This window comes from Roseiflexus sp. (assembly GCF_057785375.1).
Genome location: NZ_JBYNRX010000040.1, coordinates 1 through 21,177, shown reverse-complemented (window position 1 = coordinate 21,177; position 21,177 = coordinate 1). Strand labels below are relative to the sequence as shown.

At 60.6% G+C, this 21,177-nt stretch carries 17 protein-coding genes; 9 read left to right on the top strand and 8 right to left on the bottom strand.

Features of this window, described 5'->3' with window-relative positions; translation table 11 throughout:
• Positions 1–153 precede the first annotated feature (153 nt).
• The 6 genes from asnB to AC3EA7_RS07645 all read left to right on the top strand — a co-directional run bounded on the left by asnB (position 154) and on the right by AC3EA7_RS07645 (position 8,196).
• Positions 154–2,154 (top strand): asparagine synthase (glutamine-hydrolyzing), encoded by a 2,001-nt coding sequence (gene asnB / locus AC3EA7_RS07670; RefSeq protein WP_488613450.1) that lies wholly within the window; start codon positions 154–156, stop codon positions 2,152–2,154.
• Positions 2,144–3,148 carry an NAD(+) synthase gene (nadE, locus tag AC3EA7_RS07665; RefSeq protein ID WP_488613449.1) on the top strand — a complete coding sequence of 335 codons (1,005 nt, stop codon included), beginning with the start codon at positions 2,144–2,146 and terminating at the stop codon, positions 3,146–3,148. Before asnB ends, nadE begins: the two co-directional genes overlap by 11 nt.
• 15 nt (positions 3,149–3,163) lie before the next feature.
• Positions 3,164–4,252 carry a lipid II:glycine glycyltransferase FemX gene (locus AC3EA7_RS07660; RefSeq protein WP_488613448.1) on the top strand — a complete coding sequence of 363 codons (1,089 nt, stop codon included), beginning with the start codon at positions 3,164–3,166 and terminating at the stop codon, positions 4,250–4,252.
• Between the two features lie 94 nt (positions 4,253–4,346).
• Positions 4,347–5,558 (top strand): DegT/DnrJ/EryC1/StrS family aminotransferase, encoded by a 1,212-nt coding sequence (locus AC3EA7_RS07655; protein WP_488613447.1) that lies wholly within the window; start codon positions 4,347–4,349, stop codon positions 5,556–5,558.
• Positions 5,555–6,235, top strand: coding sequence for a YdcF family protein (locus tag AC3EA7_RS07650; protein WP_488613446.1), 681 nt, complete (start codon positions 5,555–5,557; stop codon positions 6,233–6,235). The genes AC3EA7_RS07655 and AC3EA7_RS07650 overlap by 4 nt, the downstream gene beginning before the upstream one ends.
• An 11-nt stretch (positions 6,236–6,246) precedes the next feature.
• Positions 6,247–8,196, top strand: coding sequence for a polysaccharide biosynthesis protein (locus AC3EA7_RS07645; protein ID WP_488613445.1), 1,950 nt, complete (start codon positions 6,247–6,249; stop codon positions 8,194–8,196).
• 6 nt (positions 8,197–8,202) lie between these two features.
• On the opposite strand, the gene AC3EA7_RS07640 is transcribed toward AC3EA7_RS07645, so the two are convergent.
• The 7 genes from AC3EA7_RS07640 to AC3EA7_RS07610 form a co-directional block, all read right to left on the bottom strand.
• Positions 8,203–8,985: an SDR family NAD(P)-dependent oxidoreductase gene (locus AC3EA7_RS07640; RefSeq protein ID WP_488613444.1), complete on the bottom strand. Its 783-nt coding sequence runs from the start codon at positions 8,983–8,985 to the stop codon at positions 8,203–8,205.
• A gap of 19 nt (positions 8,986–9,004) precedes the next feature.
• Positions 9,005–9,649 carry a carbohydrate-binding family 9-like protein gene (locus tag AC3EA7_RS07635; protein ID WP_488613443.1) on the bottom strand — a complete coding sequence of 215 codons (645 nt, stop codon included), beginning with the start codon at positions 9,647–9,649 and terminating at the stop codon, positions 9,005–9,007.
• A 15-nt stretch (positions 9,650–9,664) separates the two neighbouring features.
• Complete coding sequence (gene cnbZ, locus AC3EA7_RS07630; RefSeq protein WP_488613442.1) at positions 9,665–10,402, bottom strand: 2-amino-5-chloromuconate deaminase CnbZ; 738 nt, start codon at positions 10,400–10,402, stop codon at positions 9,665–9,667.
• Between the two features lie 13 nt (positions 10,403–10,415).
• Positions 10,416–11,276 carry a carbohydrate ABC transporter permease gene (locus tag AC3EA7_RS07625; RefSeq protein WP_488613441.1) on the bottom strand — a complete coding sequence of 287 codons (861 nt, stop codon included), beginning with the start codon at positions 11,274–11,276 and terminating at the stop codon, positions 10,416–10,418.
• Between the two features lie 13 nt (positions 11,277–11,289).
• Positions 11,290–12,234, bottom strand: a complete 945-nt coding sequence (locus AC3EA7_RS07620) for a carbohydrate ABC transporter permease (protein WP_488613440.1) — start codon at positions 12,232–12,234, stop codon at positions 11,290–11,292.
• Between the two features lie 293 nt (positions 12,235–12,527).
• A complete protein-coding gene (locus AC3EA7_RS07615) occupies positions 12,528–13,907 on the bottom strand; it encodes an ABC transporter substrate-binding protein (protein WP_488613439.1) in 1,380 nt (459 codons plus the stop codon).
• 193 nt (positions 13,908–14,100) lie between these two features.
• Positions 14,101–15,318, bottom strand: a complete 1,218-nt coding sequence (locus AC3EA7_RS07610; protein ID WP_488613438.1) for an ROK family protein — start codon at positions 15,316–15,318, stop codon at positions 14,101–14,103.
• 176 nt (positions 15,319–15,494) lie between these two features.
• Here AC3EA7_RS07610 and AC3EA7_RS07605 point away from each other — a divergent pair, with 176 nt between their 5' ends.
• The 3 genes from AC3EA7_RS07605 (at position 15,495) to AC3EA7_RS07595 (ending at position 17,946) form a co-directional block, all read left to right on the top strand.
• A complete protein-coding gene (locus AC3EA7_RS07605; RefSeq protein WP_488613437.1) occupies positions 15,495–16,733 on the top strand; it encodes a hypothetical protein in 1,239 nt (412 codons plus the stop codon).
• A 253-nt stretch (positions 16,734–16,986) separates the two neighbouring features.
• Complete coding sequence (locus tag AC3EA7_RS07600) at positions 16,987–17,370, top strand: nuclear transport factor 2 family protein (RefSeq protein ID WP_488613436.1); 384 nt, start codon at positions 16,987–16,989, stop codon at positions 17,368–17,370.
• Positions 17,371–17,475: 105 nt separating this feature from the next.
• Positions 17,476–17,946 carry an AraC family transcriptional regulator gene (locus tag AC3EA7_RS07595; RefSeq protein WP_488613435.1) on the top strand — a complete coding sequence of 157 codons (471 nt, stop codon included), beginning with the start codon at positions 17,476–17,478 and terminating at the stop codon, positions 17,944–17,946.
• Between the two features lie 127 nt (positions 17,947–18,073).
• On the opposite strand, the gene AC3EA7_RS07590 is transcribed toward AC3EA7_RS07595, so the two are convergent.
• A partial coding sequence (locus AC3EA7_RS07590) for a hypothetical protein (RefSeq protein WP_488613434.1) occupies positions 18,074–21,177 on the bottom strand: 3,104 nt, incomplete at its 5' end.

Genomic DNA, 21,177 nt, shown 5'->3' with positions numbered 1-21,177 from the left:
CGGCGGGGGGGCGGGTCTGAGACCCGCCCCTACACGGACCCGCCCCGACGCCCCGACGCCCCGACCATCGTCCATCGTCCCATCGCCCGTCGCCTGCCGCCCCGGGAACACCAACCCGACCCGGCGACATATCGTAAGATCAGGAGTTTCGTAATGTGCGGAATTGTGGGCATCGTTAATGTTCGCGGCGATCAACCGATCTCCGAAGAGACGCTCCGCCAGATGCTGGCAATGATCCGGCATCGCGGTCCAAACCAGTTCGGCATCTACCTCGACGACCGGGCCGGGCTGGGCAATGCGCGGTTGCGCATCATCGACCTGAGCGGCGGGCAGCAGCCGATTGCCAACGAAGACGAGCGTTTCTGGATTGTCTTCAACGGCGAGATTTTCAACTACGTGGAACTGCGCTCCGATCTCGAAGCGCGTGGACACTGCTTCACGACTCATAGCGACACCGAGGTGATCCTGCACCTGTACGAAGAGTACGGTCCGGCGTGCCTCGCGCATCTCAACGGTCAGTTTGCGATTGCCATCTGGGACGCGCGCGAGCAGACGCTATTCCTGGCGCGCGATCGGGTGGGCATTCTCCCGCTGTTCTACTCCCTCGTCGATGGAACATTGATCTTTGCGTCGGAGATTAAAGCAATCCTGGCTGACCCGCGTGTTCGACGCGCCATCGACCCGGTGGCGCTGGAGCAGATTTTCACCTTTTGGGCAACACTCTCATCCCGGACGATTTTTCGTGACATCGTGAGCCTCCCTCCAGGTCATTACCTGGTTGCGCACCATGGGCGGATCGACGTTCAGCCGTACTGGCGCCTCGAATTCGGCGCGCCGGCGAAGGAGCGCAGCGAGGAGAAGTATGTCGAGGAATTGCGCGATCTGCTGATCGATGCCACACGGATCCGCCTGCGCGCAGATGTGTCGGTCGGCGCATACCTGAGCGGCGGACTGGACTCCTCAACAGTCGTGGCGATTGTGCGCCGGTATACCGGCAACCCGCTCGACACCTTTTCGATTGCCTTCAGCGACCCGGAGTTCGATGAGAGTCCGTTCCAGCGCCAGATGGCGCAGTATCTCAGCACCAACCATCAGGTGGCGTATGTGACGCACGCCGATATCGGGCGCGTCTTCCCGGAGGTGATCTGGCATACGGAAATGCCGATCCTGCGCACGTCGCCTGCGCCGCTCTTCATGCTCTCGCAACTGGTGCACGACCATTCCTACCGCGTAGTGCTGACCGGCGAAGGCGCCGATGAGTTTCTCGCAGGCTACGACATTTTCAAGGAGGCAAAAGTGCGACGGTTTTGGGCGCGTCAGCCCGACTCACGACTGCGACCGCTGCTATTCCGCCGCCTTTACCCGTGGATCGCCGGATTTGCAAGCAGCAATACTGCCTATCTCGCAGCATTCTTCAGCGAAGGGCTGATGGACACCGCCGCACCGGATTACTCCCATCGTCCGCGCTGGCGCACCACCAGCCGCACCCGCCGGTTCTTCAGCGATGAGGTGCGCCAGGCAGCCGACACGCTGGCGCACCCGACGGATCGCGCGCCGTACTACCCGGAAGCGTTCTCTTCGTGGGAACCGCTGCATCAGGCGCAGTATCTGGAAATTACCACCTTCCTCTCGCAGTATCTCCTCTCGGCGCAAGGCGACCGGATGATCATGGCGCACGCAGTCGAAGGGCGTTTTCCGTTCCTTGACCATCGCGTGATCGAGTTCGCCAACCGCCTGCCGCCACGCCTGAAACTGCGCGGTCTCACCGAAAAGTACATCCTGCGCCAGGTCAGTCGCGCCTGGCTGCCAGACGCCATCTGGCAGCGTCCCAAGCAACCATATCGCGCGCCCATCCATCGAAGCTTCTTCAACGACGCGCGCCTGGACTACGTTCAGCACCTTCTCTCGGTAGACTGCATCCGGGCGAACGGTCTGTTCAAACCGACAGCAGTTGCACACCTGAAGGAAAAAGCGCAATCCGGCATGCGCCTGAGCGAAATCGAAGATATGGCGCTGGCAGGCATTCTCTCGACCCAACTGCTGGTCGAGCGGTTTATCCGCGATTTTCGTATGCCGCCGCCGATCGCCGACGCAGATGATGTCAAAGTCTGCATCAGAAGCGGCATTGTTGCAGGAGGAAGCTATGGGGTTTGATACGCGCGTGCTACAGATCGATGCGGCAGCCGAGACGAAGCGCATCATTGCCTGGTTGCAGTACCACGTTATCAGAACACTGCATCGTCAGGGAGTCGTGCTGGGAGTCAGCGGCGGGATCGACTCATCGGTGGCGCTGGCGCTCTGCGTCCGCGCATTCGGGCCGCAGCGCGTGATTGCGCTGATGATGCCCGAGCGCGACTCTGATCCGCAGACGGTGCATCTGTCGGAGATGGTTGCCCGACACTACGGCGTCGAGCCGATCCTGGAAGACATCACACCGGTGCTCGAAGGGTTTGGCTGTTACCGCCGCCGCGACGAAGCGGTGCAACGAATATTCCCGGAGTACGACGCCGAACGCGGCTACAAAATGCGCATCGTGCTGCCACAGAACCTGCTCGATGCCGATACGCTGAATGTCTTTTCGCTCGAAATCATCACGCCGGAGGGCGAGGTGAAGAGCAAACGCCTGCCGCCGCGCGAATACGCTCAGATCGTTGCCGCCTCGAATTTCAAGCAGCGGACACGGATGGCAATGGTGTACTACCACGCAGAACTGCGCAACTATGCCGTCGTTGGCACGCCGAACAAGAACGAACACGATCAGGGATTTTTCGTCAAGTACGGCGACGGCGGCGCCGATCTGCGCCCGATTGTGCATCTGTACAAAACGCAGATCTACCAGCTGGCGCGTTATCTCGATGTACCGGAGGTCATTCAACGTCGCCCGCCGACATCCGACACCTACAGCGCTCCAACCACGCAACAGGAATTCTTCTTCCGCCTGCCGTTCGAGACGATGGACCTGCTCTGGTATGCGCAGGAGCACAACGTACCGGTAGCGGACGTGGCAGAGGCGCTGCACCTGACGCCGGTGCAGGTGCAGCGCGCCTTCAACGATTTTGCCCGCAAACGGCACACGACCGCGTATCTGCGGGTGCCGCCGCTAGAAATGCGCGCCGAGGAGCACGCAACAGTCACTGTGAATCTGTAGACTCGGGAGGATGGAATGCAGGCAAGAGTATACACCGTTGACGATCGGGAAACGTGGGAGGCTGCGGCGCCGGCGCACGTGAGCGTCTTTGGCAGTGTCGGGTACGCCCGGGTGGTTCAGAAACACACCGGCTATCCGGCGCGCTTGTTCGTCGTATCATCGGATGAGGGACGGATTGTGCACCCGTTTTTTCTTCGACCGGTGAGCAATCTGCCCTTTGCCGCACATTATGCGTCGTACCGGGATACGCTCACCCCTGAGTACACCGGTCCGATGGAGTTGGGAGCAACAACGCCCGATCTCCGTTACGCTTTCGTGCAGTACTGGAATCAATACTGCGAAGATGAGCGGATCGTCGCCGAGTTTGCGCATCTGTACCCCGCTCATCGCCACACCGGACTACTGTGCGCCAATGATGTCCACTACAATCGGGATATTGTCGTGGTCGATCTGACCTTGAGCGACTCTGATCTCTGGAGTCGCTCTTTCAACGACACGTGCCGGAACAGTATCCGCCGGGCGCATCGTGAGGGAGTGCGCGTCTTCGAGGGTCGAACCGCAGCGGATGTGCGCGAGTTTCACCGCATCTACACGATGACGATGGAACGGCACAATGCGAATGCGCGCTACTTTTTCCCGTTCGAATATTTCTGGTCATACTGCGAAGAATTGCCGGAAAACGCTCTCTTCCTGCTTGCTGAACACCAGAATCGGGTCATCGCCGCAAAATTATACCTCTACGACAACGACGAGATGTACGATTTTCTTGGCGGCATGGACATCAACTATCAGAATCTTCGCGCCTCGCATGCGGTGATTTACGCAGCCATTCAGTGGGGTCAGCGCCAGGGGAGGCGCCGTCTCATCCTGGGCGGCGGCCATCGACCAGATGATGGCATCTATCGGTTCAAGGCGAGTTTCTCGCCGCTTCGGGTCCCATTTTCCATCTATCGTCGCATACGTTGGCCAGCATTGTATGCCGATCTCTGTCAGGCATGGACGGAATACTACGGATGTGCGCTGCCGCACGATGCGGACTACTTCCCGGCATACCGCATGCTGCCGCCGCGCGACGAAGGACGGGCGCGAGAGGTTGGCGGTTGACCCTCCGTTTGCAGAAGCGACAAGGCAGGCAATAACTCAGATGAGGTCTGGAGCGTGCAGCGCCCTCCAGGCAACAGTATAAGGGAGCCACTCCATGGATGCGGTCCCAATGTCCTCACCCGACCTGACCGATGCCGAACGTCATGCCATTTTGCACGTGTTGCAGACGCCGGTTTTGAGCATCGGGCCATATGTGCAGCAGTTCGAACAACGTTTGGCTGCATTCGTCGGCGCGCGTTACGGCATTGCAGTCAATTCTGGCACGAGCGGATTGCACCTGAGCATCATCGCTGCCGGAGTCACAGAGTATGATCTGGTCGTGACCACGCCGTTCTCGTTTATTGCCTCCGCCAACTGCATTCTGTACGAGCGCGGCATCCCGATCTTCGTCGATGTCGATCCGGTGACGGGCAATATCGACCCGGAACAGATGCATGCTGCCATCAGCGATCTGTCACGCGGCGGGATGACTGCGCGCCGCTGGTTGCCCCCGGCGCAGCGCAACAGTCGCTACGGTCGCGTCAAGGCGATCCTGCCGGTGCATGCCTTTGGGCAACCGGCGGATATGATGCCGATTGTCGCCATTGCACGGTGCCGCAACCTGATCGTGATCGAAGACGCCTGTGAAGCGCTCGGTTCGGAATACCGCGGTCGTCCGGCTGGAACACTGGGTGACATTGCCGTCTTCGCCTTTTACCCGAACAAACAGATCACGACGGGCGAAGGCGGAATGGTCGTCACCAACAACGAAGAATGGACGACGTTATTGCGCAGCCTGCGCAATCAGGGGCGCGACGTCTTCGACGCCTGGTTGAACCATACCCGCCTTGGCTTCAACTACCGGCTCGATGAACTGAGCGCCGCGCTGGGATGCGTGCAGATGCAGCGCATTCACGAACTGCTGGCGAAGCGCGAGCGGGTCGCCGCCTGGTATAACGAGCGGCTGGCGGATATCGAACTGGTCGAGCGCCCGACCATCAGCGCCACGACCACCCGAATGAGCTGGTTTGTCTATGTGGTGCGGATCAGACCGCCTGCCAGCCGTGATGCGGTGATGCGCCATCTGGCGGCAGCGGGCATTCCCAGCCGCCCCTACTTCACGCCAATTCATCTGCAACCATTCTATCGCAAGCGGTTCGGTTTCCGGCCAGGCGATTTCCCGGTCACCGAGCGTTTGGGCGCCACATCGCTGGCGTTGCCCTTCTCCGGCGTGATGACCGAGTCGCAGGTGGATCTGGTGTGTGAACGGTTACGCGAGAGCCTGGAGCGATCGATCACGCGCAAGGAAATGGCGGATGCACTATGAACATGCGGTCGATAGAACATCACACCGGACCGCTTTGTCCGGCGCGCGAGCGCCGGCGCCTGTGGTCGAAGCGCCGATTCGTCCGCATTGGCGGCGTCATGCTCGCAACGATTGCGGTTCTGGCGAGCAGCGCCGGCTGGTGGCTGCCCGCGCTCGGCGGTCTGCTGGCGTTGCCGGGGCGTCCGGCGCGCGCCGATGCCATTGTGGTGCTGGGTGGCGGGTTTCCGCTGCGCGATCAGCACGCCATCGATCTCTATCGCGAAGGATGGGCGCGGGAAATCTGGCGCACCGGTGAGACCCCTGGCGGTTCTTTCGTGGTGCAGAAAGCGCGGCGGCTGGCGATCCAGCAGGGTGTTCCCGCTTCGGCATTCGTGCCGCTGATCACCGACAGTACGTGGACCGACGGGCGCGAAATCGCCCGGATGGCGCGAGAACGCGGCGTCGCGCGCGTGCTCATTGTGACCGACTGGCCCCACAGCCGGCGCGCAATGTGCGTCATTCATCGCCATCTGGCGGATACAGGGGTTGTTGCGATCTACGATGGACCGCGCAACCCGCCCTACACCCCGGCCAACTGGTGGAACGACCCGGAAGGTCGTCGCATTGTACCGGGGGAACTCCTCAAAACGCTCTACTACCTGGTGCGCTTTGGAGTGACGCCCTGGACATGTTCGTAAGGAGATGAGCCATGCAACGTGCTGCTCCTGCTCTCCATTTCTATGGAATAGACGCTCTGGCGCTGATCATTGCCGCATTTATCAGTTATGCCTTACGTCTCGAGCGCCTCGATCTGGCGGAATACTGGGCGTCGTTCGCGTTGTTTGCGAGTGTAGCGGTGATCATCGTGCCTGCCATCTTTGCATTGATGGGGGTCTATGCGCAATACTGGCGCTATGCGTCGTTCTATGAATTCAGTCTGCTGGCGCTCGCGCTGGTGCTCGCCGGAGCGGTTCTCGCAAGCCTTGCGATACTTGGTCGTGTTCTGTTCGCAACGCTGCCGGTGATACCGCTCTCAGTTCCGCTGATTTTCGTCATGCCCGCACTGGCGCTGACGACGCTGGCGCGATTGAGCCTGCATGCGCGTTTTCATCCCGCACCCCGGCGGAGTGTGCAGTCGGGTGACAATCGGGTGCTGATCATGGGAGCGGGCGAAGCCGGCGCGATGATTGCCCAGAGTATGCGCATCGCTCGCCGGAAAACCGTCATTGTTGGCTTTGTCGATGACAACCCGCATAAGCGCGGTATACGGATCAATGGCATGTCGGTGCTGGGCGATCGTCACGATATTCCGCGTCTGGTCGCCGATCACCAAGTCCATGAAGTGATCATTGCCATGCCGGGCGCGCCGGGCAAAACCATTCGCGATATTGTGGCAATCTGTGAACGCGCCGGCGTGCGCACGAAAATCATTCCCGGCATTGCTGAACTCGTCGATGGGCGCTTCAGCGTGAACCACATTCGCGATGTACAGATCGAAGACCTGCTCCGGCGCGCGCCGATCAAAACCGATATGCAGGCAGTGAGCGCCCTGATCCGGGGACGGCGCGTGATGGTTACCGGCGGCGGCGGCTCGATCGGAAGTGAAATCTGCCGCCATGTGCTGCGCTATGAACCGGCGGAACTGATTATTCTCGGGCATGGCGAAAATAGCGTTTTCACCACTCATAACGAGCTGCAACAATGGCTGAACGACCCTGCCCGCAACAGATCAGGCGCCTCGCGCAGCACGACCGTCCTGCATACCGTTATTGCCGATATTCGTTTCCCTGAACGGACTCATTCCGTATTTGCGAACTATCGCCCGGAGATCGTCTTCCATGCTGCGGCGCACAAACATGTGCCACTCATGGAGGCCAACCCGGTCGAGGCTGTCACCAACAATGTGCTCGGCACGCGCAACGTGCTCGACGCCTCAATCGTGACCGGCGTGGAACGCTTTATCATGATTTCAACCGATAAAGCCGTCAACCCGACCAGTATCATGGGGAGCAGCAAGCGCGCCGCTGAACTGCTGGTTCACCGCGCGGCGAAACTCAGCGGTCGGGCGTTTATGACCGTCCGCTTCGGGAATGTGCTCGGCAGCCGAGGCAGCGTCGTGTGGACCTTCAAGCAACAGATTGCTGCCGGCGGACCGGTGACAGTCACTCACCCAGAGATGCGGCGCTACTTCATGACCATTCCCGAAGCGGTGCAACTGGTGTTGCAGGCGGCCGTGCTCGGTCAAGGCGGCGAAGTATTTACGCTCGACATGGGAGAGCCGGTCAAAATCCTCGATCTGGCGCGCGACATGATCGAACTTTCCGGGTTGCAGGTGGGGCGCGACATTGACATTGCCTTCGTCGGGCTGCGTCCCGGCGAAAAACTGTACGAAGAGTTATTCTTGCCCGGTGAACAGTATGATCACACGAGCCACGACAAAATCTTCATCGCACAGTACGCCAGTCGCCTTGTGCCAGCCGATGTTCTCGCCCTCATCGCCGACCTCGAAGAAGCTGCGCTGTCGGACGACGCGCAGCGCACCGTGCGCCTGCTGCGCCTCATTGTTCAACGTAGCCATTCGGCGCCACACGAGACGCTGCCCGCAGACCAGCCGCAGCCGCTGCCTGAATTGCGGGCGCTGACGGTGGGTGGGATGTAGCACAGACTACTGATACAACCGCATGCCCACCCGATACCCGCCATCCACGCAGATGGCGCTGCCCGTTATGTAATCGGCGTCGTCGCTGGCGAGGAACACTGCCGCGCGCCCGATGTCGCGCGGCGTTCCCAGGCGCCGCCAGGGAATGTGGTGTGCGGCGCGCTGCAACTCCTCCTCGGTGGCGAACTTGCGCTCTCCAGGGGTGTCGATGTGCCCTGGATTGATGACGTTCACGTTGATCCGGTACGGCGCCAGTTCGGCAGCCAGCGTTGGCGCAAACTGATTGACCGCCGCTTTTGCCATGTTGTACGCGGCGCTCGTTGGCAGGGGAATCTGTGAGAGGATCGATCCGATAATGATGATTTTGCCCGGACCGCCGCGCGCAACCATGTGACGCGCCGCCGCCTGGCATGTGTGAAAGACGCCGAACTGCGTCACCTCGATCGTCCGGAGCACGTGCTCCCATTGCGCCTCCACCACCGGTTCCCGGATGGACAACGCGGCATTGGCGACCACGATATCGAGCCGTCCGAAGTGCTCCACGGCTGCATCAACCATGCGCTCGACCGCGTTGCGATCCGCCACATCGCCGTACAGCGCCAGTGCGCGCCTGTCCAGCGCCTCGACCTCGGCGGCTGTTGAGCGGACATCAACGCATCCTGGCGTCTCCGGCGGCAGATCGTTGAGCGCCACGTCGGCGCCTTCTTCCGCCATGCAGAGCGCGATCCCGCGACCAATGCCGCGCGCCGCGCCGGTGATCAGCGCAACTTTATCCTTCAATCGCTGCATTGCGAATCTTCTCCCTGCATTATGTTGCGAGCATCAGATACCCGAAGCGGGATGGTTTGTGAAAATCGGCAGGCGTGGTGAAGGTCGGCGACCAGCAACTGAACTCGGGTTCGCCGTTGTGTGGACGTTCGATCCGAAACAGATTGGCGCGCCAGACCGTCGGAAGCGGTTCGGATGCCAGGCAGCGCCACGGCAACGCCAGGATCGCCGTCCAGCGACCGGCATCGTCCTCCCGGCGCGCCCACCAGCGCGCATCGGCATTCCATCCCAGATCAACGCGCAAAGTGGTGCGATCCTCGTGCAGGTTACTGATCCGTGCGTCGAAGAAGACGCCATTGGGACTGATCTCGAACTCGAAATACTCCGTCGGCGTCTCTGCGCCAGGACTGATGAACAGTTCAACGACCTCTTCATCATAGAGCGGCTCGTCGCGCTCGCGGTATGTTCCCCAGATGTCGTGATCCTCGCAATCGAACCGAACATACAAGCAGTCGGCGTCGTACCCGAGGCGCGCCACCGTCTGCTGGAGCGCCGGTCCGCCGCCATCGGCGAGGATGAACGGCGTGATTGCCGGCAACTGCGTCCAGTCCCAGGAGAAGGGATCATCGCCTGCCAGCCACGCTGGCGGCACACGCACGACGTGGTAATGAGGCAATTCATTCATCGTTCCGCCTTACGATCACCAGAGGCGCACTTCCTGGCGCACGCCGCGCATATCGACCTCGAACTCCAGACCGATCACCGGCGGGCGGCTGTAGTACCACTGAAACGCATGCACGGCGACGGCGCCGAGCGGCGCAAGCAACGTATCGGTCAGAAAATCGAGCGGAGAGTGCACGGAGTACATCGCCATGGCGGTCACATCATCAATCCCGCATCCCAGCGCCGCCAGCCGCTTCAGCATGACGTCCATCACAAACGCCGCCTTGGTGCGCATCGCTTCGGGCGAGGTCTGACCCTCCGCCACGATCCCGCGCTCGTCAAGATCGCCGGCGCCTGCAATGACGAATGTACGTCCAGCCAGCGATGACGGGATCGTGTAGGAGAAGGCGTAGAGCGAGGGTTCCGCCGGCGGTGCAAAGGCAGGTGCCACATTGGTGCGTGCAACCGGGTTCGTCCCGTCGAGCAGAATGCCGCGCGCTTCCAGTTCGACGCGATACCCCGCATTGAAGACGCCGAAATCTTCCATGCTCCAGGGTTTTGGGGAGCGCAACTCGATGGCGCAGAGCGCGGCAGATGGTCGTCCGATCGACTCCAGATGGCGGTCGATCAGGGCGAACCCGTCGCGGTACGGCAGCGGGCGCTGAAGGGTTGCGCGCACGATCTCGAAGCCGGGCAGCGCGACGACGCCCGCAGAATAGGGCGACCCGCCCGGCAGAAAGGCGAACCCGCCAGCGGGATTCTCGACCAGTTGCATGGCATGCTCCTTCTCACAGCTTGATCGCGCCCTCTGTGAGCCCTTTGAAATAGAGGCGCTGGAAGAGGGCGAAGATAATAATACCAGGAGTGACGGCGATCACATACACCGCGGCGATGCGCGGGTATGCCCACTGCCCCATGCCGGAGTGCGCCGACGCCAGCACCACCGGCAACGTGCGCGTCGCCTGATCGTTCGTCAGGGTCACTGCCAGCAGATACTCGCCCCACACCCCGACGAAATTGACCATCGACACCACCACGATGCCGTTGAGCAGGAGCGGCAGGAGCACCAGAAACAGCGTGCGCCAGGGTCCGCAGCCGTCGATGCGGCTGGCTTCGACCAGTTCGTGCGGCAACTGCTCGAAGATTCCGCGCATGATCAGGATGCTGACCGCCAGGTTCAGGGTGACATACGGAAAGATCAGCCCGACGACCGTATTGAGCAACCCGAGTTGCCGTTGAATCTCATAGATTGAAATCAGCGAGAGCAGGCGCGTCGGAAAGAAGAGCGACGCAATCAACAGCCAGATCAACAGCATCCGTCCGGGCAATTTCACATGCACCAGCGCATAGCCGCCGAGAATGGCGCAGAACGTCGTGATCGCAACGGTTGCCAGCGTCACGAAGATGCTGTTGAACATATTCTGAGGCAGCGTCTGAATGCGGGTGAGCACGAATCCGTAGTGGCTGAAATCGAACTGGCGGGGCCAGAAATTCGTCGTGTACGACTCCGGCAGCGACTTGACGGACATGAGCAGCACCCAGAGGAGCGGCAGCAGGATGATCACCACTCCCAGGTTAATCACCGCGTGTTTGGCGATAAGACCCGTAGGGAAACGGCGCCGGTGATGACGCTGGATCGTCACAGCCACAATGTGCCTCCCTCTAGTCGCGCGAGCGGAACACATAGAGCATTCCGATCACAAACACCATCATCACCGCCGCACCGAGCCAGCCGATTGCGGCGGCATACCCCTGCAGCCAATCGCCAATGCGGAACGCCAGATCGTACATATACACCGTCCAGGTATATGTCGGTGAGGTGCGTTGAAACCCGCCGAAGATCAGATACTCGTCGATCACCGACATCGCCGTGCCAAAGCGCAGGACGACCAGAATGGAGAGAATTGGCAGCAAGCGCGGCACAATGACGCGCCAGAACAGTTGCCACTCGTTTGCGCCATCGATGCGCGCCTGCTCTGAAAGGTCTTTGGGAACCGCTGCAAGACCGGCGAGGAAAAACATTGTATGATACCCAAGCCCCCACCAGACTTCCATGATGATCACTGCCGGCAGCGACAGCGGCGTTCCTCCCAACCACTGCGGCGCCGTCTGGCGGGTGAACAGCCCCAGCCACTCAACCAGAAAGGTGTTAATCGGACCGATCTGAAAGTCGAAGAGCCACTTCCAGAGCACAAACACCAGCGGACCGGGGATAACAGCCGGAATGAGGAGCACGATGCGATAGAACGACGAGAGCCAGGGCGAGGTCACGCGATCGATCAGCACAGCCAGGACGAGCGGGATCAGAATAGTAAGCGGCACGAACGCAAGAGTAAATGCGAATGCGCGCAGCATGCCGACGTGAAATAACGGATCGTTGAGCGCATTGATATAATTCTGCAACCCGACGAAGTTGGGAGGATTACGCTCGAGGTATTTGTAATCGGTGAAACTCAGCAAAAAAACGCGAAGGATCGGATAAATCTGCCATCCGACAAAGAAGAATGTCGCTGGAATAAGGAAGAGAACATTGGCGTAATCGCTCAGGCGATACGTTGAACGCCATGTGCGCGCTACACTCGCCACTCTGGAAGCAACTGTCGCCATACGCGCCCCTCTATACACCCCTGTCGTCTTGCTGCGCCTGCTTCATCCCGCTGCGCCTTTGCGCGCGTTCGTGCTATTCCTCACGCAAAGGCGCCAGGGCGCGAAGGACGCAGGAGATTCCTCTTTCGCCGTCCCGCTGCGCCCTGGCGCGCGTTCTCACTGTTCCTCACACCAGGGCGCCAGGGCGCAAAGAACACAAGATATTTCTCTGTGCCTCTGCGCTTTTGTGTGCGTTTTGTTCCTCATGCCGGCGCGCAATTGCGCAAGAGTGCATCTTATGCACTACTGTCGCCCTATCCGGCTTTAGCGATCTCTGCCGCCACCGCATCCTTCGCCTTCTGGAGCGCGGCGCGCGGGTCCGACTCCTTACCGGTGAGATATTCTTCCCAGTACGGCTTGCCAATGACAAACTGCGTCAGACCGAAGGGGTGGTTGGTAATTGCCCGCGCCCGCTCGAACTGTTCCCGCACCAGCGCCACAAACGGCTGCATCCAGTCGGGTTTGTTCGCTTCCCACTCCGCATAGATCGACTTGAAGGGCGGCAACTGACCCGGATGGGCTGTCGGCGAGCCGGCGATTGAGTCCTTCCAGATCTGCTGATTGTAGGTCAGCGCGCGCATGTACTCAACCGCTTTCTCCTTGTTCTTGCCATACTTGAACAGACACGCACCCGTTGTCCAGAAGACGGTGCCTCCCTGACTGTTCGCAAAACGCGGCAACCCTGCCATTTGCAGTTTGTCGGAGAAGCCGCCGGTCTGCGCAAAGCGCAGCGGTGCATTGAAATACTTCGTATAGTACGCAACCTGCTGTGCAGCAAATGCGCCTTCGTCCGGCGTATTGTTCACACCGCCGTCGGTCGTGCCTTCGTTGAGAATATCGGGATTCGCCAGGTCTTTGATCTTCTTCATCAGAATGAGCGCTTCGACGGCTGGCTCGCTGGTGAAGTCGAAGAGACCTTCAGGGGTATACACATTCGTGCTCAGACTATGGGTGAATGGCGCCAGCGAACGCCAGCCGCGTGCGTCATAGGTTGCGCCATACGGCGCCGCGCCGGAGTCGACCACCTGCTTCGCGTTTGCCAGATACTCGTCCCAGGTCGTCGGAACGGTCGTAATCCCGGCTTTATCGGTCAGATTGCTATTCCACGCCATGCCGATCACATCGAGCAGGAAGGGCCAGCTGTAGAGTTTGCCGTTCACCGTGCACTCCTCACGGATCGGCGGGAGAAGGTCGTCGAGCACATCTTTTGGAATATAGTCGTCCCAGGGTTCGATCACATCCGCCTTGATCAACTGACTCATCTCAACGAACGGTGTCATGCCGACATACACATCCCACGTACTTTCCTGGTTCTTCGCCTCCGCCACAAAACGTTCGATGCCGAACCCCTGCACTGGTGCGATCTGAAAGTTCAACCCCTCGAAGGTGCTATTGACCTGTGGAATGGCCGGGTGAAGATCGACGATCCACTGGTAGAACGTGGGCGTCAGCGGGCGTGATGCTGTCTGCGCGGGGGCGCTCCCCGACGGAGTTGCCGGCGCTGTTCCGCCACAGGCAGCGAGCAGCGCGCCGCCCGCAGCAGTCGCCGCGCCGCCTGCCAGCAACCGGAGCATCTGTCGGCGGGTGAGGGACAGTCGAGATCCATGCGTGTCTGGATGATTGGGAATCTTCACTGAACGCCTCCTTCACATACGGTGAGCACTGAACCGACAAACCTGCGTCAAAACGACGCGACAATGAGCGAAGCATGCCCTATGACAGAAAAGACCGGCTTAATGTTGTAGCAATGGCAAGGCTTTGCCCTGCGCGTCTGTGCGTCAAGCGTTTCGAGAAACGCCACAGGGCGGATGAAATCGGGACCCGACACTACGACAGCCGGGCGCTCGAGTGCAGCAACCCCAGCTCCTGATCGAGCACCATTGCCGTGATACCGAGCAGAACAGCGTCACTCCGTTCCGGGATCAGTTCGACGTTCGTCATTGCTGCCAGCGGCGCAAGAGCGTGGCGCACCAGCGATGCCCGGATCGCTTCGAGCAACGGCGGTCCCAGCACGGCAATCGACCCCGTCACCACAATGCGCTCGATGTTGAGCAGTCCAACGATATGGGCAATGGCGATCCCCAGGTAGTGTCCGACTTCCTCGATAACCGCCGTGACACCCGGGTCTCCCGCCTCCAGCGCCCGACGAACCACATCGAGATCCACCGCTGCCGCTGATGGCGCCAGCGCGCGCAACTGTGATGACGGATCGCCAAACCATCTCCGTGCGGCGCGAAGAATCGCCGGAACACTGGCGACTGTTTCCAGGCAGCCAACGTTGCCGCAGTTGCAGCGGATGCCGTTGTCGGCGACAACGACATGACCGATTTCGCCGGCGCCAAATCCATCGCCATGGAACAGGGTTCCATTCAGCACGACCCCCGCCCCGACTCCCACGCCGACGCTGATCACTGCCAGATTGCCGCTGGCGGCGCCGTCGCCGAACATGTATTCCGCCAGCGCCGCCAGATGTGCGGCATTGTCCAGGTAGACCGGCAGATGGTACCGTTCCTGGAGCACCTGGCGCAATGGCGCATCGACCAGACCAAAATTGACGGCGCGCCGCACAATACCGCGCAGCGGGTCCACAATCCCGGGCATACTCAAGCCGATGCCAAGGATATGGGTTGTGGCGTCAGCGCGCAATTCATCAATCAGCCGGGAAAGGTAGTCGGGCAGTTCCTCCGGTCGATACCCATACAACGGCAGACTGACGCGCTGCTGAATACCGCCGCGCATATCGACCAGCGCCCCGGCGATCCGCATATCCTCGAAACTCAATGCCAGAACGCCATGCGCTTCATGCGCAACGCGCAGCAGAACGGGAAGCCGCCCGCCCGATGATTGACCTGTACCCGTTTCCTCGATCAATCCCTGTTCGATCAACTCGCTGACCACCGTCGAGACGGTTGTACGGGTCAGTCCGGTCTTGCGCGCAATATCCGCTCGACTGATCGCTTCATCCTCGTAGATGATCCGGAAGACCAGACGACTGTTGTGATTCTTCGTGTGCTGCCGCGTGGCTTTTGCCAGAAAGCCCTTCATGCCTTCTTCCGAATCTGAAAGCGACGTTCGTCGGTGCGGCGCAACCACGCTCGACAGAAGCGCCAGAAATGGGTTAGAATCAGGAACGGAGATTGATGTTAGTTCAGTGAACTGACAAAGTTAGTGTATCATACTCCCAAGAGTTTGTCAATACTTCATTAAGACAGGAGGTCATCATGCAGACGTCGGTTTTTGTGTTCGCGTATGACCTGGCGGATGAGGGATACGGACATGTGCTCGACGTGGTGCGCGAACGCGCTGGCGCCGGCGCCGTAAACCTGGCGTGCAGCTACCACCACGCGCGTGATGTCTTCCCGCACAATCCGGTGCGAAAGGTGCGCTTTCTCGAGGGTGGAGCGTGCTTCTTCCGTCCCGATCCGTTGCGATACGCCAATCTCAGGATCCAGCCAATCGTCAGCCGCCTGACCGACGACCACGATCCGCTGGAGCGCTGCATCGAAGAAGCCGGACGGCGCGGCATGGTGGTGCGCGCCTGGACGACCAACCTGCACAACACCGGTCTTGGCTCGCGCCACCCTGATTGTGCATTACAGAATGCCTTCGGCGATCCCTACATCACCTGCCTCTGCCCGGCACACCCCGATGTGCGCGCCTATCTGTGCGCACTCAGCGCCGACATCGCCGGTCGCGGCGTGCAGGCCATCCTGCTCGAGTCCATCGGCTACCATTCCTTCGACCACGGCTATCATCACGAGCGCAGCTTCGTTCCGCTTGCGCCTGCCATTCGCTTTCTGCTCGGCCTCTGCTTCTGCACGCATTGCACGGCGCGCCTGAGCGCTAGCGGCGTCGATGTGGAGCATGTGCGCCGGTTTGTGCAGACTGAGGTGGGGAAGGTGTTCGACGGCGAGCCGGGTGACGTGGAGTCCATTCCCGTCGAGCGCCAGGCATTGGCAACGCTGGCGAACGGCGAACTCGGCGCCATGCTCGACGCGCGCTGCGCCATTGTGACCTCGCTCGTTGCCGAAATCACCGATGCCGTCAGCGCCGCCGGTTCGACGCAGGTCATCGCCATGGACATGTCGGGCGCCGCCGTCGGCTACGCCACCGGCGCGCCCACCGGCAACCCGGCGCCAGCGCGCGCCTGGGAGGATGGACTCGATCTTCCGGCGGTTGCAGCGGCGTGCCACGGCATCGCCGTGCTGGCTTACGCCCGTGATGTCAACCGCGTGCGCACCGACCTCGACGCCTACGCGTGGCTGTTGCCCGCCGGCGTCAACCTGACTGTCGGGGTGCGCCCGATGCCGCCGGACTGCCACAGCGCCGCCGAGATGGCGCCGAAAGTCGCGCTCCTGCGCGAACGCGGCGTCGCCAGCATGGATGTGTACCATTACGGATTGATGCGGCTGAAGCACCTCGATTGGGTGGGGGAAGCGGTGCGGGACGCGGCGGGTTGAAGGCGGGAAGGTTGAAGGTGACAGGTTACAGGTGTGGGTTTCCGGTAGCGACGTTGCACCGCACCGTCTCAGTGTTGCACCGTAACGTCTCTCCGGGCGCCGAACGTGGTAGATGGGAAGCAGGTAGCGACGTTGCAATGCAACGTCGCAGACCGCAACGTTGCGCATCATGACACGGCGCCGGTTGAACGTGGTCGTTGCACATTGAACGTGGGAAAGCGGATGATGATGCATCCAGAAAGGCAGCGCCCTTATGAGTCCCGCTCGCTTATCCAGGATCGAAGCGGCTGTGCGGATCGTTCTCGATTTCAATGAAGCGTTCAATCGTCACGAAGTTGCGGGGATGATGCAACTGATGAGCGACGATTGCGTCTTCGAGAACACGCACCCCGCCCCTGACGGCACAGTCTACTCAGGCAAGGCGGCAGTCGCACAATTCTGGCACGACTTCTTCCGCCAGTCGCCGCACGCCCACATCGACATCGAAGAGATTTTCGGAGTAGGGCAGCGATGTGTTATGCGTTGGCGGTACACCTGGGTGGACGCAACCGGAAACGAGGGACACGTTCGCGGGGTCGATATTTTTCAGGTGAAGCAAGGTCTTATCACCGAGAAGTTATCCTATGTCAAAGGGTGAGTCGAGAGCGAAAAAGGGCGTGCGGAGGCAAAAGGAACGATCCTCTTGACGATCCTGGTACGATGACGCTACCATACTACACTCTGCTGACATCAGGAGGTTGTGATGAGCGCCGACGACGGACATCCGCTCCAAGTGACCATCCAGGACCTTCCATCGCTCAAGGTTGTCTGCTTCTCCTGCAATCTGCGGTTGGCGCCAGGACAGTTCAGCGATCAGATTCAGAGCGGGTTTCAACGGATCAAAGCGTGGGCGTCGCAGCATGGCATTGATCTTGCGCGCTACAGGATCATTGGCATCCCTCACGTTTGCAACGAGCAACTGACAGGCTATGACTGTTGTGTGGAACTGCCAGAGGATGTCACGGCTGACGACGATTCCTTCCAGACGAACCACGTGCCAGGAGGACGCTACGCAGTTCTGTCAATCAAGAAGGACTCCTCTGCTATTGGCGAGGCTATTGGGCGGTTTTTCGGGGAATATGCACCAGCGCACCGTCTTGTCATCGATCCTTCGCGTTCGAGTTATGAAGTTTACGATGAGATCATCATGGAGTACCGTGTCCCGATCCAGTGACCGTGTTGGGATGACCAAAAAGAGCGCCGATGCGCTCTTTTGAAATGGCGCTGGCGAAGCGCTGCAGGAATATACTGCGGGGCGTGATGTCACGCCCCCGCCTCACACTCATCGCTGCCGCAGCCGCTTACCGCACAACCACCGGCAATGTGACCATGTACATCGCCTGGGTCGCACTCTGCGCCTGATTGTTCGTCAACACCGGGTCCTCAGCGCCTGCCTGAGCCGTGACGGTGCTGGAGAAGGGGAGTGGTCCCACCGCCCGACTGAAGACTGTGCCGGTGACCGTATAGGTGACCGTGCCGCCCGGCGCCAGTGTGATGGCGTCGTCTACCGTCGCACTGCCGCTCGTTGCACCGCACTGCGACCCTGCTGACGCCGCGCACGTCCATCCGGTCACGCTCACGAGTGCAGGAGGAGTTGTGCTGACCCGCGCGCCGGCAGCAACGCTGGGACCGTTGTTCTGCACCGTGATGGTATAGGTTAGGGTCTGTCCCACAATCACGTGGGACGGCGTCGTCTGCGTGATGGCCAGATCGGTGTGCGGCTGGAGCGCGCTCGTAATCGACGCGCTGTTGTTGGCGAACGTCGGATCGTCGACCCCGACCGGCGGTAGCGCCTGTGCCGTATTGATCAGGTTCCCGCTTGCCTGCGCAGCCACAATGCCGGTCATGGTAATCGTCGCCGATCCGCCAACGGGGAATGTCGGAAGGGTCAAGACCAGATCGCCACTGCCGCTCGCCTGCGCGCAACTGGCGCCAGCCGCGCCGCTGCACTGCCACATCACACCCATGATCGTCGGCGGGAACAGGTCCAGCACAGTTGCCCCGTCGGCGTCGGCAGGACCGGTGTTCGTCACGATGATAGTATACGTCACCGGCAGACCAGGAACTACGGTTGCAGGTGCAACCGACTTGCTGATTGCCAGGTCGGCGACGCGCTCCAATCCGCCGCCATCGGTGAACACATTGTTTTCTGCATCAGGATCGGTCACATTCCCCGGCACGGTCACAATCGCCGAGTGCGGCGGCATCGAGGCGGCGGATGGCGACACCATTCCGGTGGCAGTGAAGGTTGCAACGCCGCCAGGCGCCAGCGTGACCGGCGTGTTGATGTTTCCGCTGCCCGACGCCGGGCAGGACGAGCCGGACGTGGCGCTACAACTCCAGATCACGTTTGTCACGCTGATGGGAAACAAATTGACGACGCTGGCGCCGACCACCGTGCTCGGTCCGCTGTTCGCCACCGTCAGCGTGTAGGTAATTGGTTGACCCGCCTGCGGCGTTGGCGGCGTACTGCTGCGCGTGATCGAGAGATCGCCGCGCACGTCAATTGGCGTCACAAGCGTCGAGGTATTGTTGCCCGGAGTCAGTTCATTGAGCGCAGCCGGTGTGACCACATTGACGCTACTCGTCAGATTGCCGGTCGCCGCAGGCGGCAGATTGCCGACGACAGTAAAGGTCACACTGCTGCCGGGCGGGAGGTTGAGCGATTTGTTGTTCCAGTTGCCGCTACCGCCTGCCGGCGCACAGGACGCCCCCCCTGATGTGGTGCATGTCCAGGTGACGCCCGCCAGTTGCGCCGGAAATACGCTGTTCAGCAAGGCATTCGAGACCGCGCTCGGACCGGGGTTGCTGACGGTGACTGTGTAGGTCGCCGGTTCGCCTGCAACCGCCGCCCCCGTGCTCTGCACCACGCGCAGATCCGCCAGGTCGACGCGCGCCCGTTCGAGCACCTTGTGCGTATCGAAGGTCTGGATCAGAAGATAGGCAGGATTGGGCGCGCCGGCGCCGAGGCTGAAGCGGATCGCCTTCGGTCCTGCAACGGCGCCGTTGGGCAGGCGCAGCACCAGGGCATCACGCGCCGCGAAGCCGCTATAGGCATCGGTAATCGCGCCGCGTTCGCGCGCAAGGGAGGCGCCTTCTTCGAACCCCTGCAACTCGATAGCAGAAAACTGATCGAGTGATACATCTGGAGGCAGCGTGATCAACACACTGCCATTGACTGGTATCGCTCGTTGCGTGGCAAACTCGATCCGGAACTCATCCCCATTGCGCCGCACCGTCGGCGTGATCGGCGTTCCTTGCGTCATCTCGACCAGACCGAAGCGGGTGCTGTTGGGCGTGCCCGCCGTGGCATACCACATACGGTAGGTCAGGTCCTCCTTCAAGAGACGGACGACCCACACATCATCGTTGGTTCCAGGAGGATTGACCTGGATGTTGTCCATGTCGCCGCTGAATGCCGGACGATTGGGATTGGGGCGCACCCAGTTGACCCCATCCACCGAGGTGACATGCCCGATAGCGAACCAATCGCCAAACGGATGCTCGGGCGGATTCTGGTAGCTCTTCGCCTGGTACCACATGCGATAGATAGCGCCGTCCTTAATGACCGCCGCCAGACCGACGTTGTTCGAGTCGAACGCAGCAAAGCCAAGAGGTCCGTTCGGATCGCCAGCCAGCACCGATCCGAGCGCTGCCGGTCCATTGACAATCGACCAGGATATGCCATTAGGAGAAAGCGCAAGCCCCACATAGAACGTGTTATCCGCTCGAAATCCTTCGTACCACATGCGGAAGCAGCGCCCGCTCGTGCGACCGCCTTCACAGGGTGCAATAGTGCTCGCCTCATCGATGAGCACAAACGGACCGATGATCCGATCATCATCGAACTGTCCCAGCCCGGGTCGTGAGGTCAAAACCGGCAGCCCTCCATTTTGCCGCTCCCAGGTAATGCCATTGTTCGAGGTCGCATAGCCGAACCCCACCCAACGCCCATCGCTGCTGACGCCGGTATACCACATGTGATATTGCCCGCCATCTTTGATGACGTGAAATGTGGTCACGCCATTCTGATCGAAACTGCCCGGCGTTCCAGACCCTTCAAAGACGCTGCCGCCGGTGTGCAGACCCTGCACACGATACCAGGAGACGCCATCTGGCGAGACGGCATATCCAATCCGGCGCGCTGGATCACCGGAGCGCGTGCCGACATACCACATCCGATAACATAGTCCGCTTGTGCGGCCATTTTCACATGGCGCAGTGACACTCGCTTCATCCCTGAGCACATTCGGCGGAAAAACCTGCCCTGTATCGAACTGATTCGACGATGGCGCGCCAGAAGTAAAGACGCCGCAGTTGAGCGCGCCCGACGCCGGATTCCACGCCGCAAAGACAGCGCCCTGAAACGCTGGATCGCATGTGCCAGGCGTCACCGTCCAGTTCT